The following is a 14,662-nucleotide window of genomic DNA, read 5'->3' as shown; positions in this document are numbered from 1 at the left end:
AAGTGTGGTGGGACGGTGGCGGCCGGCGGTCGCGGTAGGCGTGTTGTCGCTGGTCTGCGCGTGCACCGCGGCCGATCCCGTGCCGGTGGACGCGTCCGCGCCCCGCACGCCCGAGTCCGCCGTCGCACCGCGCGCCGAGCCCGCCGCCCCGGACCTCGCGGACGCGGTGACGCGGGCGGTGGCCGACACGGGGGCCGTCGACCTGGGACTGGCCGTGCTCGACCTGGCGACGGGCGTGCAGACCGGGTCCCGGGCCGACGTGCCGTTCCCGACGGCGTCGCTGAGCAAGCTGGTCGTCGCGGTGGACGTGCTGGGCGGCGACGTGACCGAGGAGGACCGCGACCTGCTGCGGCGGGCGTTGAGCGACAGCGACGACGACGCCATGAACGCCCTGTGGACGCTGCACGACGGGATGGGCGCGGTCGAGCGGGTGGCCGCGGCGGCCGGGTTGACCGCGACGCACGCGCCGGCGGACGCCTCGCAGTGGGGTGACGTGGAGACGTCGGCGGCGGACGTGGTGCGGCTGTACCGGCACGCCCTGACCGCGCTGCCCGAGCCGGAACGGGACTTCTTCGTGGCGGCGCTGTCCAGCGCCCCGCGGACCGCGGCGGACGGGTTCGAGCAGGACTTCGGGCTGCTCGCGCCGGGTGTCGGGGCGTACGCGAAGCAGGGGTGGATGTGGTACTTCCCCGCCGAGCTGTACCTGCACAGCGCGGGCGTGGTGGCGGGGCGGTACGCGGTGGCGCTGCTCTCGGCGCAGAGCGGGGTGGACGAGGGCACGGCGCGCGACCACGTGACGGCCGTGGCGAAGTCCCTGGCGGCGGCTCTCGTGCCGCACGGGTGACGGCCTCCGGCCCCCGAGTCGATCGTCTCACGGGGCACCGACAGACCGGGCGGGATGAGTCCCCCGGGCGGCGGGCCCGGGCGGGTGAGTCCCCGGGCGGCGAAACCCAGGGCGGGGTCAGTCCCGGGGCGGCGGGCCCGGGCGGGTGAGTCCCCCGGGCGGCGGGCCCGGGCGGGGTGAGTCCCGGGGCGGCGGGCCCGGGACTGGCGTCTCCTCGGTGTCACAGCCTGATCAGGTCCACCGTGCGGCCGGCGGTGCGGTGGCTGTCGGCCCACTGCTCGATGGCCTGGCGGCAGGCCTGGTCGAGGTGGCGCAGGCCGCTGAGGTCCACCCGCACGTGCTTGGCCGGCGGCAGGGCCTCCAGGGTGTCCAGCAGGCGGGGCAGGCGCAGGAACGTCGCGTTGCCGCGCAGTTCCACGTGCTCGTGGTCCTGGCCGTCCGGGGTGACGGTGACGGTCAGGCGGGACACGTCCCACGCCGTCTTCACCACGGCCGCCAGCAGGCCGGCGAGGGTGCCGGTCAGCAGGTCGGTCACCACGATCAGCCCCGCGGTCAGGACGAGGACGGCGGCCTCGGCGCGGTCGGTGCGGGCCAGGGCCAGCACCCGGCGGGGTTCGAGCAGTTTCCAGCCCGCCTGCAGCAGGATCGCCGCGAGCACCGCCACCGGCACGAACGACAGCACGCCCGGCAGCGCCACCGCGAACAGCAGCAGCCACACGCCGTGCAGCACGCGGGACGCCTTGGTCCGCGCGCCCGCCCGGACGTTGGCCGAGCTGCGCACGATCACGGCCGTCATGGGCAGCGCGCCCAGCAGGCCGCACACCGTGTTGCCCACGCCCTGCGCGACGAGTTCGCGGTTGTACTGCGTCCGCGGCCCGTTGTGCATGCGGTCGACGGCCGCCGCGCTGAACAGGCTCTCCGCCGACGCGACCAGCGCGAAGGTCACCATCGCGCCGAGCACGCCCGTGTCGAACAGCGAGAAGTCGACCGCCCGGACCACGTCGGACAGCGAGCCGACCTGGATGCGCGGCAAGGGCAGCAGCAGGCCGACGGCGCTGGCCACGACCACGGCCACCAGCACGCCGGGCACCTTGCGGAACCGGGTCCGCTGCCACAACGCGGCCACCACCAGCGTGAGCACGCCCAACGCCACGGCGTACGGACTGGCGGCCAGTAACAACCCCGGCAGCCCGGCGAACTTCTCGGCCGTGCTCACCGGCGCCGCCGCGCCCGCGAACGGGTAGAGCTGGCCGAGCACCAGCACCAGGCCGATGCCCGCGAGCATGCCCTGCACCACGGCGGGCGAGATGGCGCGGAACCAGCGCCCGAGCCGCAGCAGGCCCATGACGACCTGCAACAGCCCCGCGCCCAGGACGATCAGGCCCAGCGCGGCGAGGCCGTGCGCGGCCACCGTGTCGGCGACCAGCACGGTCAGGCCCGCGGCCGGACCGCTGACCTGCAACGAGCTGCCGGGCAGCAGGCCGACGACGATGCCGCCGACCACGCCGGTGACGATGCCCAGCTCGGCCGGGACGCCGGAGGCGACGGCGACGCCGACGCACAGCGGCAGCGCCACGAGGAAGACGACCAGCGAAGCGCCGATGTCGGGCCAGTAGGAGGACGTGCGCCGGTTCGTGTGCATGATCATCACGTCACGTGCTCCTGAGTGGCAGGAGGCCGTCGGCGCCGCACGCGGAGACCTCGCCCGTCTCGATGTCGTAGAACCAGCCGTGCGTGCGCAGGTCGCCGGCGACGAGCCGGTCCCGCACGAACGGGTAGTCCTCCAGATTGCGCAGTTGGGCCAGCACGTGGCGGCGGCCCTCCTCGCGCAGGCCCGGCGTGGGCCGTCCCGTGCGGAACGGGGCGTGCGCGGCGAGCCAGCGCACCATGCTGGGCAGGTGCGTCAGGGCCTGCCGGTCGCCGTGCAGCGCGTCGACCGCGCCGCAGTGCGAGTGGCCGCACACGACGATTTCGGAAACGCCGAGTTGCACCACGGCGAATTCGACGGTGGCCATCTCCGCGGACGCGGTGCGCGGGTCGAAGGCGGGGATGACGTTGCCCGCCGTGCGCAGCTCGAACAGGCTGCCCGGTTCGGCCCCGGTGATGGCGGACGGGACGATGCGCGAATCCGCGCAGGTGATGAACAAAGCGGTCGGTGATTGGCCGGCCGCGAGCCTGCGCCCCGTTTCCGGGGACCGCCGCTGCGCATGCGTCCGGGCGTGCTGAACTAGGTGACGGAATTCCACGGGAATCCTCACAGGTCAGTAGTGGCTTGGGATGCGGTTGTGCGTGCGCTGGGAAGCGGTGGGATCAGTTCCGGAACACCTGGAGGACCGGCGGTGTCAGCCGGGTGTGCAGGTGGTCGGGCGCGTCGGCGCGCGGCGCCGGGCGGGCGAGGTTGACGGGCGTGCGACCGGTGGGCACGCGGTCCGGCGGGTTCGGGCGCTGCGCGGCGCCGGACCGGTGGCCGGAGGACGCGCAGGTGCGGGGCTCGGGAGCCGACCGGCACTCGCGGTTGGGGTCCTCCTCGGACGGGGCGGGCAGGGCCGTGACGGGTTGGAGCCCGGCCACGACGTGGTGGACCGGCCCGGTCGGCGACGGGGTGAGGACGGCGAGGAGCGCCAGCAGTGCGGCGAAGACCGCGACACGCTTCATGACACCCCCCGATGAGTCGCTGCTACCAGTTTCACAGCGCGGGGTGACATGCGCGTTAATGGCGGTGGGGCTTCGTCAGCTAGAGCAGGACATTCACTCTTATGACCGTGACGCAGGTCATTCGCGAATATGAAAACTACTCAGCGTGACGGTCACTGGAGCTGCGTCGCGGCGATGGTGAACGCGACGGCGGCACCCACGCAGGTGATCGCGCGGACGTGGTTCACCGGCACCCATTCCTTGAGGTATCGCGCCCAATACTGCGTCGTGCCGTGCTGTTCGAGCGCGTTGTTGCGCGGCACGTGGTAAGCGGCGGTGAGCACGATGCCGCCGAGCACGTAGAGAGCCGCGCCCACCCAGCCGGCGACCGTGCCGCCGAACGCCGCCGCGACCGACACCGCCGCCGTGCCGAGGAACGCGGTGAGGAAAACGGGGTTGACGACGGCGGTGTTGATCGCCCGCATCGCCGCGAGCCCTTCGGCCGGGGCCGCCCGGCGCAGACCGGGCATGACCATCGCCGAAAACGCGAAGAACACGCCTGCCATGAGGCCGCAGCCCACGGCCGCGATGATCGTCAAAGTGAACATGAACGACAGTCAAGTGGACCGGGGTGAGACTTTCCATCGCTTATCGGCTCCGATCCATGTCCGTCCGTCTACGCTGGGCGGGTGGACGCACTAGCCGGACTCCTGGACGGGCCCCGGGCGCGCGGGGCGTTCATCCTGCGCACCGTGCTGGACCCGCCGTGGTGCCTGCGCATCGAGGACCGCGCGCCGCTGTCCGTGGTCGCCTTCGTGCGCGGCTCGGGGTACGTGCTGCCCGACGGCGGCGAGCCGGTGCCGTTCGGCGAGGGCGACGTGGCGGTGATGCGCGGACCGGACCCGTACGCGCTGGCCGGCGACCCGGGCACGCCGCCGCAGGCGGTCGTCCACCCGGGAGAGATCAGCACCACGCCCGACGGCGCGCGGCTGTGCGAGCAGTGGAACCTGGGCGTGCGGACGTGGGGCGGCAACCCCGACGGGTCGGTGGTGCTGCTGTCGGGCACGTACCAGTTGGACGGCGAGGTGAGCCGCCGACTGCTGTCCATCCTGCCGCCGCTGCTGGTGGTGCCCGCGACGGACCTGCCCCTGGTGCCGCTGCTGTGCGCGGAGGTGGCCCGCGACGAACCGGGCCAGGAAGCGGTGCTGGACCGCCTGCTGGACCTGCTCCTGATCTCGGTGCTCCGCACCTGGCTGTGCCGCCCGGAGGCCGACACACCCGGCTGGTACCGCGCCCACTCCGACCCGGTGGTGGGCCGTGCGCTGCGCCTGCTGCACGCCGACCCGGCGCGGCAGTGGACCGTGGAGTCGTTGGCGCGGGCGGCCGGGGTGTCGCGGGCGGCGTTGGCGCGGCGGTTCACGGAGCTGGTCGGCGAGCCGCCGATGTCCTACTTGACCGACTGGCGGCTCACCCTGGCGGCCGACCTGCTGCGCGAGCCGTCGGCAACCGTGGCGTCGGTGGCGCGACAGGTCGGCTACAGCACCGCTTTCGCGCTGAGCACGGCGTTCAAACGGGTGCGCGGCATCAGCCCTTCCGAATACCGCGCCACCGCCTGACTCCCGACCGCCCCGCGGGCGGCCGGTCAGCAGCCGATCAGGCGGGCCGCCAGGTAGGACTCCAGCTGGTCCATCGACACCCGTTCCTGCGACATCGTGTCCCGCTCCCGCACCGTCACCGCGTGGTCGGTCAGGGTGTCGAAGTCGACCGTCACGCAGAACGGCGTCCCGATCTCGTCCTGCCGCCGGTAGCGCCGCCCGATCGCGCCGGCGTCGTCGAACTCCACGTTCCAGTGCTTGCGCAGCGCCTGCGCCAGGTCCTTCGCCTTCGGGGACAGCTCGGCGTTGCGCGACAGCGGCAGCACCGCCGCCTTCACCGGGGCCAGGCGGCGGTCCAGGCGCAGCATCACCCGCTTGTCCACGCCGCCCTTGGCGTTGGGGGCCTCGTCCTCGGTGTAGGCCTCCAGCAGGAAGGCCATCATCGGCCGGCCCACGCCCGCTGCCGGCTCGATGACGAACGGCCGGTAGCGGGAGTTCGTCGCCTGGTCGAAGTACGACAGGTCCACACCCGAGTGGTTCGAGTGGGTCGCCAGGTCGTAGTCGGTGCGGTTGGCGATGCCCTCCAGCTCGCCCCACTCCTGGCCGCCGAACTGGAAGCGGTACTCGATGTCGACCGTGCGCTTCGAGTAGTGCGACAGCTTCTCCGCCGGGTGCTCGTAGTGCCGCAGGTTCTCCTTGGAGATGCCCAGGTCGGTGTACCAGCGGGTGCGCTCGTCGATCCAGTACTGGTGCCATTCCTCGTCGGTGCCCGGCTCGACGAAGAACTCCATCTCCATCTGCTCGAACTCGCGCGTGCGGAAGATGAAGTTGCCCGGCGTGATCTCGTTGCGGAAGCTCTTGCCGATCTGGCCGATGCCGAACGGCGGCTTGCGCCGGGACGTGGTCTGCACGTTGAGGAAGTTGGTGAAGATGCCCTGCGCGGTCTCCGGGCGCAGGTAGTGCAGGCCCTCCTCGGTCTCCACCGGGCCGAGGTGGGTCTTGAGCAGGCCGTTGAACATCTTCGGCTCGGTGTACTGGCCGCGGTTGCCGCAGTTCGGGCACGGCACGTCGGAGACGTCGCCCTCGGCGACCTGTTTGCCGGTGCGCTCGGCGTACTCCTCGACCAGGGTGTCCTGGCGGAACCGCTTGTGGCACGAGTTGCACTCGATCAGCGGGTCCACGAACGCCTCGACGTGCCCGGAGGCCACCCACACCTCGCGCGGCAGGATCACCGACGAGTCCAGGCCCACGACGTCCTCGCGGCCCCGCACGACGGTGTTCCACCACTGCCGCTTGATGTTGTCCTTCAGCTCCACGCCCAGCGGGCCGTAGTCCCATGCCGACCTGGTGCCGCCGTAGATCTCGCCGCACGGGTACACGAACCCGCGGCGCTTGCACAGGCTGACGACGGTCTCGATGCGATCGGCTGCCACGGACACTCCATCGAAGGGGCGGGACAATCGGGGCTTGCCAGCCTAGTCCCCGGTCCGCGCGCCCCATCGGGCGACCGGGCCCCACCTGTGCCTACGCTGCGCGGGTGGCGGACGAGTTGCGCGTGATGTGGGACTTCGCCGACCTGTCGGGCACCGAGGCGCGGTTCCGCGCCCGCCTGGCGGAGCCGGTGGCCGACGCGGAGCGGGCCGAGGTGCTGACCCAGCTCGCGCGGGTCGAGGGCCTGCGCGGCGACACCGCGGCCGGGCAGCAACTGCTGGCCGAGGCGGAGGCGCTGGCCGCGCCGGACTCGGCGGGCCGGGTGCGGGTGTTCCTCGAACGCGGCCGGCTGCTGCGCTCGGCGGGCGCGCCGGAGGAGGCGCTGCCGCTGTTCGTGGCGGCGTTCGTGCTGGCCTCGCACCTGGGCGAGGCGTTCCTGGCCGCCGACGCCGCGCACATGGCGGCCCTGGTGGACAACGTCGAGGAGTGGACCGCGCGGGGCGTGGAGATCGCGTCGGCCTCCGACGACCCGCAGGCCCGCTACTGGGTCGGTCCGCTGCTGAACAACCTGGGCTGGGCGCACTACGAGGCGGGCCGGTTCGAGGAGGCGCTGGAGGCGTTCCGGGTCGCCCTGGCGGCGCGCGAGGAGACCTCCGACGAGGTCCACGAGGTCGAGATCGCCCGGTACGCCGTGGCCAAGACGCTGCGCGCGCTGGGCCGCCCCGCCGAGGCCGCCGAGCTGATGGGGCACGCCATCGCCGTCAGCCCGCCGGACGGCTGGTTCCACGAGGAGCTGGCCGAGGACTACGCGGCGATGGGGTGGCACGCCGAAGCCGCCGAGCAGGCGACCAAGGCGTTGGAGCTGCTCGACGCCCACCAGCCGCCCGACCGGGTCGAACGGCTGCACGAGCTGGCTAGCGCGGCACCGCCGGCCCCGCCGCCTCTCCCAGCCTGACCGTGCCCGCGTCCGAGGCCAGCAAACTGGTCCTGACCTCGACGGACCCGTCGTCGGCGACGAGCAGGGGCTCGAACGCGGCCGGTTCGGCGACGGCCTCGGACAGCAACGGCACGACGTGCTCGCGCACCTCGAACGGCGACAGCGACCGCCGGTAGGCCACGACCGAGTCGAACGCGACGGTCAGCACGAACAGGTCCGGCTCGTCCAACGCCCGGCCCACCTGCCCGCCCCGGCAGCCCGGCTGCGCGGTGAGCAGCTCCAGGGCCCTGGTGGCGCGCTCGGTGAACGCCGGCACGTCGGTTTCGGGGACGGTGAACCTGCACACGAGCAACACGGTGCAAGGATGCCACGGTGGCGGATTTCAAGCGGACCCTGATCCCCGGCCGCGGCCCGTTGGCGAAGGTGCCCGCGCCGGCGGTGTTCCTGCTGGTCCTGGCCCTGTTCGGGGCCGGTGTGTGGGTGCGCGGGCCGGTGGGCGCGGCGCTGCTCGGGGTGCTCGTGGCCGGCGTGGCGGCGTTGCTGGCCGTGACCTGGCGCTACCTGGAGCCCAGCGCCCGCGTGCTGCGCGTCCTGGTGCTCGCGGTGCTCGTGCTCGTCACCCTGTCGGTGCTCTGACCGTAGTATTGGTGGTGAAAATCCATACCACGTGGGAGGCGCCGTGACGGTCGAAGTGCGGAGCGAGCACGTGCACTCCCCCACGCGCGGCGCGGCCCAACCGGTCCCCAACAAGCCCGCGCACACCCTGTCCGCCGCCGGTGACCTGCTGCGCGCCCTGGCCGCCCCGGTGCGCATCGCGATCGTGCTGCAACTGCGCGAGGCGGACCGGTGCGTGCACGAACTGGTCGAGGCCCTCGGCGTCGCCCAGCCGCTGATCAGCCAGCACCTGCGGGTGCTCAAGGCCGCCGGGGTCGTCCACGGGGAACGCCACGGCCGCGAGGTCGTCTACCGGTTGGTCGACGAGCACCTGGCGCACATCGTCGTGGACGCCGTGGCCCATGTCGACGAGGGGCCGCGTGGTATCAACTCAGGAGCACTCGGGACGGAGGAACTGTGACGACGAGCGAGCGCCCCAACACGAACGTGCCGGGGTTGCGGTCCACCAAGCAGCGGACCGCGGTGTCCAAGCTGCTCGACTCGCTGGCAGAGTTCCGCTCGGCCCAGGAGCTGCACGAGGAACTGCGCAAGCGCGGCGAGGGCATCGGCCTGACCACCGTCTACCGGACGCTGCAGTCGCTGGCCGACGCCGGCGAGGTGGACGTCCTGCGCACCGACTCGGGCGAGGCCATCTACCGCCGCTGCTCGGCCCACCACCACCATCACCTGGTGTGCCGCTCGTGCGGCCGGACGGTCGAGGTGGAGGGCCCGGCGGTGGAGAAGTGGGCCGACCGGGTGGCCGCGGAGAACGGCTTCTCCGAGGTAAGCCACACAGTCGAGATCTTCGGCACCTGCGCGGACTGCTCCACCAAGCCCTGACCCACAAGCAAGGCCCTTCGCCGCGCAGCGGCGGCTGAGCTACCAGCCACAAGGGGCCTTCCCCCCACTGGAGGCCTCCTCAGCCGCTTTAGCTTTAGAGCGCGCCAGCGCGACCGCTTGAGAGCGAAGCAACGCTCGAAGTCAGCCCTCGTAGGTGTCCTCCGGGGGAGTGATCGGCTGGACGGCGCTGACCGTGAGGGTCGGCACGTAGGCAGTCTCCTTGGTCGCCGACCCGGGCACGACCCGACCGGTCGCCTCGATCCACTGGTCGTCCGGCAACCCGGAGAAGTCCTGCCCGACCATCAACGTCTTCACCGGAGCCGCGTCCGCCGCACAGCACGAGATGGTCAGCCGCGCAAGGTAGACGTTGCTTTCCTTCCGAACGACGAACCCGGTCAGGCGCACCGTCCGGTCGTTCAGTGAACCGGAGTCGTCCCAGGCCGTGCGGGTGACGAACTCGCCGATGGTCAGGGGCACGACCTCGTCCGACGGCAGGGGTGCGAAGCCGTTGCTCGCCTTCGACTCCTGCGCCGCATTCCGATCCGACCGGTTCACCGTGTCCGCACCCAACGCGGGTGGGCTGATCAGGAAGACCGCCAGTACCGGCAGAAGGAGCATCCACGGGCTGCGGGACGAGCCGTGCTCATGACCCTCGTGGCCGTGGGATTCGTGTTCGGGTGCTTCCCGACCGGCGCGAAGGTCACGGGCGATGGACACCACCGCCAGCAGGATCATCACCGCACCCGTGCCGATCAGCCACGGTTGCAGCGACTCCTTGACGTACCGCAGGTAAGTGCCGCTCAAAGCGAGCTTCAACAGCGCCCCGCCCAGCAACACCAACAGGATGTTCTGCGTTTCCCGCCTCATAGCGTTACCCGCCTCATAGGAACACCGCTCCCGCCGCCAACGCGCTCGCAATCGCCACCACGAACGTCACCGGCGCGAACCGCGCCGCGAACCCCCGACCGAACGTGCCCGCCTGCAACGCGATGAGCTTCACGTCCACCGCCGGCCCGACGACCAGGAAGACCAGCCTCGGCAGCAGCGGCAACGCCGACATCGACACCGCGACGAACGCGTCCGCCTCGCTGCACAGCGCCAGCACCACGGCCAGCAACGCCATCACCAGCACGCCGAGCACGAGCTGCGCGCCCAGCGTCTCCATCCACTCCGAAGGCACCAGCACGTTGAACGCCGCCGCGAACACGCCGCCGAGCACCAGGAACCCGCCTGCCTCGACCAGGTCGTGCCGCGCGGTCTCGGCGAAGACCACCCAGCGGGACGTGCCGTCGCGGTCCGGCAACCGCCGCAGCGCGCGTTCCGCGATCCACTCGGCCTTGCCGAAGCGCACCCACAGCCACCCCATGACCACGGCGGTCAGCAGCGAGCCCAGGAACCGGGCGGGCACCATCAACGGCGCGTCGCGGAACGCCACGGCCGTCGAGACCAGCACGATCGGGTTCACCGCCGGGGCCGCGAGCAGGAACGACAGGGCGACCGCCGGGGCCACGCCCTGCTGCATCAACCGGCGCGCCACCGGCACCGACGCGCACTCGCAGCCCGGCAGCGCCACGCCCGCCACACCGGCGACCGGCACGGCCAGCGCGGTCTTGCGCGGCAGCAGCCGCCGCAGGGCCGACGCGGGCACGAAGGCCGCGATCGCGCCGCTGATGAGCACGCCGAGCACGAGGAACGGCAGGGCCTGCACGCACACCGCGACGAACACCGTGGAGGCCGTGCGCAGGACCGGCGCGTCCAAAGCGGACACCAGCCAGTCCTGGAACACCAGGGCCACCACGAGCACCACGCAGAGCACCTCAAGCGAGGTGACGCGCAGCTTCGGCGGGGTGCGGCGCGGGCGCGATCCCCGGATCTCGCCAGTGATTGTCACTTCCGAGATGATGCCAGGAACACCCCGCGCCGCCGAACCCCACCTACGTCGGGTTTTCGACATCCTCCCGGAGTTCGGCGATGGTCGAGAGCACGTCCATCGCCGACTGGACCGGCAGCAGCGGCTCGACCACGGCCGACACGCCACGACCCTCGGCGACGACCTCCTCGGCCAGCGCCACGGCCTCGTCCCGCTCGTACGGGCCGCACACGAACGACGCCCACTCCTCGCCCGCGGACGCCTCGAACGTGATCGCCCAGGGCAGGCCCTCGACCTCGGAATCGTCGTCCGGCTCGTACACCATCACGCCGCCCATCAGGCACCGCCCTCCGCGCTCGCCAGCAGCTCCGCGCGCAGCTGGGACGCCGTCGACACGACCAGCATGAGCAGGGTGCTCAGCGGTTCGGGTTTGAGTCCTTCCGCGGGGAACGCGTACCGCAGGGTCACGTCCATCCCGCGCTCGGTGTGCACCACGCCGAGCGTGCCGAACAGGCCCTGACCGGCCCGTTCGGCGGCCGACACGGCCAGGTCGCGGTTCTCGGGCAGGTCCCACGCGACGACGCAGGTCAGGCTGAGCACGGTCAGGCCCTCGGCCAGCCGCATCGCCTGCACCGCGCACGGCACGTCGCCGTGCCGGAAGCTCAACGCGCCGTCGTCGTCCACGTGCACCTCGTGGAACAGCTCCAGCGCCGCGCGGGCGCTCGTGAGCAGCTCCGCCGTCACGGCGGCGTCCTCGTCGGTCACGGCGTCTCCTCTTCGGGCTTGTCCACCGCGCCGCCGAAGCGGCGGTCGCGCCGGGCGAACGCCTCGCACGCGTTCCACATGTCCCGGCGGTCGAAGTCGGGCCACAGGATGTCCTGGAACACCAGTTCCGCGTACGCCGACTGCCACAGCAGGAAGTTCGACGTGCGCTGCTCGCCCGACGGGCGGATGAACAGGTCCACGTCCGGCATCTCCGGCTGGTACAGGAACCGGTTGATGGTCCGCTCGTCCACCTTCTCCGGGTTGAGCTTGCCCGCCGCCGCGAGCCGCGCGATCTCGCGGGCCGCGTCGCCGATCTCGGCCCGGCCGCCGTAGTTGATGCACATCGCGAGGTTGAGCACGTCGTTGTCCTTCGTGCGCTCCTCGGCGACCTCCAGCTCCTTGATGACGCTGCGCCACAGCCGCGGCCGGCGGCCCGCCCAGCGCACCCGGACGCCGAGCTCGTCCAGCTCGTCGGTGCGGTGGCGGATGACGTCGCGGCTGAAGCCCATGAGGAAGCGGACCTCCTCGGGGCTGCGCCGCCAGTTCTCCGTGGAGAACGCGTACAGCGACAGCCACTTCACGCCCATCTCGATGGCGCCCTTGGCGGCCTCGACCACGACGGCCTCGCCGCGCTTGTGCCCCTCGATGCGGGACAGGCCGCGCTGGTTGGCCCAGCGCCCGTTGCCGTCCATGACGATCGCGATGTGCTGGGGCACGAACTCGGCCGGGATCGCGGGCGGCGTGGCGCCGGAGGGGTGCGGTTCCGGTGGCTTGGGAACGCGCTGGACGCGTTCGACCCGCCGTCGGCGGAGCATGGAGGGTCCTCTCGGGGTCTGGGTGGGGACTGCGGCAGGCTATCCGTCCGCCAGCGGGGCCTTGCGCTCGACCAACGGCAGCGAGCGCAACTGCCGCTCCAGATGCCACTGGAGGTGCGCGGCGACCAGGCCGCTGGCCTCGCGGCGCGGCCCGTGCGGGATGCCGTCCACGACGTCCCACTCACCGTGCAGCAGCGCGCCGAGCAGGCGGAGGGTGTCCTGGTTGGGCTGGGCGCTGCCCGGCGGGCGGCAGTTGTGGCACACCAGCCCGCCCGCGTGCACGTTGAACGCGCGGTGCGGGCCGGGGTCGCCGCAGCGGGCGCACTCGTGCACGGCCGGTGCCCAACCCGCGAACGCCATCGCCCGCATGAGGAACGCGTCCAGGATCAGCGACGGGTCGCGCTCCTTGGCCGCGAGTGCCCGGAGAGCACCGGTGACCAGCAGGTACAGCCGCAGGACCGGTTCGCCCTCCTCGGCGGTGAGCCGGTCGGCGGTCTCCAGCACCGCGCACGCCGCCGTGTACCGCTGGTAGTCGTCCACCAGGTCCACGTGGAAGGCGTCGAGGGTCTGCACCTGGGTCACCACGTCCAGCGACCGGCCCGGGTAGAACTGCACGTCCACGTGGCCGAAGGGCTCCAGCCGCGCCCCGAACCGCGACGACGTCCGCCGCACGCCCTTGGCGACCGCGCGCACCTTGCCGTGCTTCTGGGTGAGCAGGGTGATGATCCGGTCCGCCTCGCCGAGCTTCTGCACCCGGAGGACCACGCCCGTGTCCCGGTACAGGTTGGCCATCAGAACCCGAGTCTACGGAGCTGCTTCGGGTCGCGCTGCCAGTCCTTGGCGATCTTGATGTGCAGGTCCAGGTACACGCGGGTGCCCAGCAGCTTCTCGATGTGCCGGCGCGAGGTGATGCCGACCTGCTTCAGGCGCTCGCCCCGGTGGCCCAGGATGATCGCCTTCTGGCTGGGGCGCTCCACGAACACGTTGGCGTGGATGTCCACCAGGTCGTCCCGCCCCTCGCGGGGCAGCATCTCCTCCACCACGACCGCGATGGAGTGCGGCAGCTCGTCCCGCACGCCCTCCAGCGCGGCCTCGCGGATCAGCTCGGCGACCAGCGTCTGCTCCGGCTCGTCGGTCAGCTCGCCGTCCGGGTAGAGCGGCGGGCCCTCGGGGAGCTTGCCCACGAGCAGCTCGGCGAGGGCGTCCACCTGGTAGCCGCTCTGCGCGGAGACCGGGATGAGGTCGGCGAACTCCATCACGTTCTGGAGGGCGAGGAGCTGCTCGGCTGTTTGCTGCTGGCTGACCAGGTCGGTCTTGGTGACGATCCCGATGACCGGGGTGCGCTTGGCGATCTTTTGGAGTTCCGCGGCGATGAACTTGTCGCCGGGCCCCACCTTCTGGTCGGCCGGGACGCAGAACCCGACGACGTCCACCTCGGACCAGGTCTCGCGGACCAGGTCGTTGAGGCGCTGGCCGAGCAGCGTCCGGGGGCGGTGCAGCCCGGGGGTGTCGACCAGCACGAGCTGGCCGTCCTCGCGGTGCACGATGCCCCGGATGGTGTGCCGGGTCGTCTGGGGTTTGCTGGAGGTGATCGCGACCTTGGTCCCCACCAGCGCGTTGGTCAGCGTCGACTTCCCTGCGTTGGGCCGGCCGACGAAGCACGCGAACCCGGAGCGGTAACCATCCATCCCTCCATTGTCCCTGTGCCCCGCCGGCCCGCCGCGCCAACCCTCACCCACGGCCGGACGCGACCGCGCACCACTCGTCGCGGTCGAGCACGGCCAGGTAGCCAGTCGCGCACGTCCCGGCCGCCCACGCTGCCAAAACGGCTGGATCGGCGTCGAGGTCCCGAAGTGCACAGGCGGAGGGCGTGGTCGTGGAGGGGCCGGTCCCCGGTCGGCTCGCTCACCGGCCGGCGGTGGAGTCGGCCCTGTCGATCATGTCGCCCCGGCTACGGCTTGGGCGGCGTGATCCGGTTCAGCTCCAGCACCTTCGGCATGGGGCCGCCGTCGCGCAGCCACTTCTCCAGGTCGTCCATGATCGCGTCGTGCAGGACGAAGCCCAGCCACACCGGCTTCGCCCCGGCCGGCTTCACCACGATCACGTTCGAGTTCTCGCACGCGTCCAGGCAGTCGGCGGTGCGCAGGCGGACCGTGCCGCCCGACTGGGCCGCCACCTCGCGCAACCGCTCAAGCTGCGCCTCGTGGTCGTAGTCCGGGTGCTTCTTGGTGGTGCCGCAGCAGCAGCCGCGGCACACCGTGACGTAGTTGGTCACCG

The 14,662-nt window shown here is 72.0% G+C and carries 20 protein-coding genes; 6 read left to right on the top strand and 14 right to left on the bottom strand.

All coding sequences use genetic code 11. The annotated features are described in order from the left end of the window. The first annotated feature begins 4 nt into the window (after positions 1-4). A complete protein-coding gene (locus ABD126_RS34340; protein WP_343938973.1) occupies positions 5-844 on the top strand; it encodes a serine hydrolase in 840 nt (279 codons plus the stop codon). A gap of 220 nt (positions 845-1,064) precedes the next feature. Here the strand turns inward: ABD126_RS34340 and ABD126_RS34335 are convergent, their stop codons facing one another. From ABD126_RS34335 to ABD126_RS34320, 4 genes are all read right to left on the bottom strand, one after another. Then, a complete protein-coding gene (locus ABD126_RS34335) occupies positions 1,065-2,492 on the bottom strand; it encodes a SulP family inorganic anion transporter (protein WP_343938971.1) in 1,428 nt (475 codons plus the stop codon). A gap of 4 nt (positions 2,493-2,496) precedes the next feature. Beyond that, positions 2,497-2,991, bottom strand: coding sequence for a carbonic anhydrase (locus ABD126_RS34330; RefSeq protein WP_343938969.1), 495 nt, complete (start codon positions 2,989-2,991; stop codon positions 2,497-2,499). A gap of 163 nt (positions 2,992-3,154) precedes the next feature. Then, positions 3,155-3,499: a hypothetical protein gene (locus ABD126_RS34325; protein ID WP_343938967.1), complete on the bottom strand. Its 345-nt coding sequence runs from the start codon at positions 3,497-3,499 to the stop codon at positions 3,155-3,157. Between the two features lie 152 nt (positions 3,500-3,651). Further along, positions 3,652-4,086, bottom strand: a complete 435-nt coding sequence (locus ABD126_RS34320) for an anthrone oxygenase family protein (protein ID WP_343938965.1) — start codon at positions 4,084-4,086, stop codon at positions 3,652-3,654. A gap of 81 nt (positions 4,087-4,167) precedes the next feature. Here ABD126_RS34320 and ABD126_RS34315 point away from each other — a divergent pair, with 81 nt between their 5' ends. Then, positions 4,168-5,094: an AraC family transcriptional regulator gene (locus tag ABD126_RS34315; RefSeq protein WP_343938962.1), complete on the top strand. Its 927-nt coding sequence runs from the start codon at positions 4,168-4,170 to the stop codon at positions 5,092-5,094. 26 nt (positions 5,095-5,120) lie between these two features. Here the strand turns inward: ABD126_RS34315 and ABD126_RS34310 are convergent, their stop codons facing one another. After that, on the bottom strand, positions 5,121-6,506 hold the full coding sequence (locus ABD126_RS34310; protein WP_343938960.1) for a glycine--tRNA ligase: 1,386 nt from the start codon (positions 6,504-6,506) through the stop codon (positions 5,121-5,123). A 104-nt stretch (positions 6,507-6,610) separates the two neighbouring features. On the opposite strand from ABD126_RS34310, the gene ABD126_RS34305 reads away from it, so the two are divergent. Next, positions 6,611-7,459 carry a tetratricopeptide repeat protein gene (locus tag ABD126_RS34305; RefSeq protein ID WP_343938958.1) on the top strand — a complete coding sequence of 283 codons (849 nt, stop codon included), beginning with the start codon at positions 6,611-6,613 and terminating at the stop codon, positions 7,457-7,459. Here ABD126_RS34305 and ABD126_RS34300 read toward each other — a convergent pair. Further along, the gene (locus tag ABD126_RS34300) at positions 7,419-7,787 is read right to left on the bottom strand and encodes an antibiotic biosynthesis monooxygenase family protein (RefSeq protein ID WP_343938956.1); all 369 of its coding nucleotides are present in this window, start codon (positions 7,785-7,787) and stop codon (positions 7,419-7,421) included. The genes ABD126_RS34305 and ABD126_RS34300 overlap by 41 nt on opposite strands. A 26-nt stretch (positions 7,788-7,813) precedes the next feature. Between ABD126_RS34300 and ABD126_RS34295 the strand changes: the two genes are divergently transcribed. The 3 genes from ABD126_RS34295 (at position 7,814) to ABD126_RS34285 (ending at position 8,935) form a co-directional block, all read left to right on the top strand. After that, a complete protein-coding gene (locus ABD126_RS34295; protein ID WP_343938954.1) occupies positions 7,814-8,077 on the top strand; it encodes a hypothetical protein in 264 nt (87 codons plus the stop codon). A 70-nt stretch (positions 8,078-8,147) separates the two neighbouring features. Then, complete coding sequence (locus ABD126_RS34290; RefSeq protein WP_343939110.1) at positions 8,148-8,516, top strand: ArsR/SmtB family transcription factor; 369 nt, start codon at positions 8,148-8,150, stop codon at positions 8,514-8,516. Then, a complete protein-coding gene (locus ABD126_RS34285) occupies positions 8,513-8,935 on the top strand; it encodes a Fur family transcriptional regulator (protein WP_343938952.1) in 423 nt (140 codons plus the stop codon). Before ABD126_RS34290 ends, ABD126_RS34285 begins: the two co-directional genes overlap by 4 nt. A gap of 141 nt (positions 8,936-9,076) precedes the next feature. On the opposite strand, the gene ABD126_RS34280 is transcribed toward ABD126_RS34285, so the two are convergent. The 8 genes from ABD126_RS34280 to ABD126_RS34245 form a co-directional block, all read right to left on the bottom strand. After that, positions 9,077-9,802 (bottom strand): TIGR03943 family putative permease subunit, encoded by a 726-nt coding sequence (locus ABD126_RS34280; protein ID WP_343938950.1) that lies wholly within the window; start codon positions 9,800-9,802, stop codon positions 9,077-9,079. Positions 9,803-9,815: 13 nt separating this feature from the next. Then, positions 9,816-10,826: a permease gene (locus ABD126_RS34275; protein WP_343938948.1), complete on the bottom strand. Its 1,011-nt coding sequence runs from the start codon at positions 10,824-10,826 to the stop codon at positions 9,816-9,818. A gap of 43 nt (positions 10,827-10,869) precedes the next feature. Continuing rightward, positions 10,870-11,142 (bottom strand): hypothetical protein, encoded by a 273-nt coding sequence (locus ABD126_RS34270; protein WP_343938947.1) that lies wholly within the window; start codon positions 11,140-11,142, stop codon positions 10,870-10,872. Continuing rightward, positions 11,142-11,570 (bottom strand): YbjN domain-containing protein, encoded by a 429-nt coding sequence (locus ABD126_RS34265; protein ID WP_343938945.1) that lies wholly within the window; start codon positions 11,568-11,570, stop codon positions 11,142-11,144. Before ABD126_RS34265 ends, ABD126_RS34270 begins: the two co-directional genes overlap by 1 nt. Then, entirely contained in the window at positions 11,567-12,385 is an 819-nt protein-coding gene (locus ABD126_RS34260) for an isoprenyl transferase (RefSeq protein ID WP_343938943.1), read from the bottom strand. The genes ABD126_RS34265 and ABD126_RS34260 overlap by 4 nt, the downstream gene beginning before the upstream one ends. Positions 12,386-12,424: 39 nt before the next feature. Continuing rightward, on the bottom strand, positions 12,425-13,177 hold the full coding sequence (gene recO / locus ABD126_RS34255; RefSeq protein ID WP_343938941.1) for a DNA repair protein RecO: 753 nt from the start codon (positions 13,175-13,177) through the stop codon (positions 12,425-12,427). After that, on the bottom strand, positions 13,177-14,073 hold the full coding sequence (era, locus tag ABD126_RS34250; RefSeq protein ID WP_343938939.1) for a GTPase Era: 897 nt from the start codon (positions 14,071-14,073) through the stop codon (positions 13,177-13,179). The genes recO and era overlap by 1 nt, the downstream gene beginning before the upstream one ends. A gap of 263 nt (positions 14,074-14,336) precedes the next feature. After that, positions 14,337-14,660: a (2Fe-2S) ferredoxin domain-containing protein gene (locus ABD126_RS34245; RefSeq protein WP_343938936.1), complete on the bottom strand. Its 324-nt coding sequence runs from the start codon at positions 14,658-14,660 to the stop codon at positions 14,337-14,339. Between the last annotated feature and the right edge of the window lie 2 nt (positions 14,661-14,662).

The organism is Saccharothrix mutabilis subsp. mutabilis, from assembly GCF_039521145.1.
In the GTDB taxonomy this organism is placed as follows: Bacteria; Actinomycetota; Actinomycetes; order Mycobacteriales; family Pseudonocardiaceae; genus Actinosynnema; species Actinosynnema mutabilis.
This window is presented reverse-complemented; position numbering and strand designations above follow the sequence as displayed.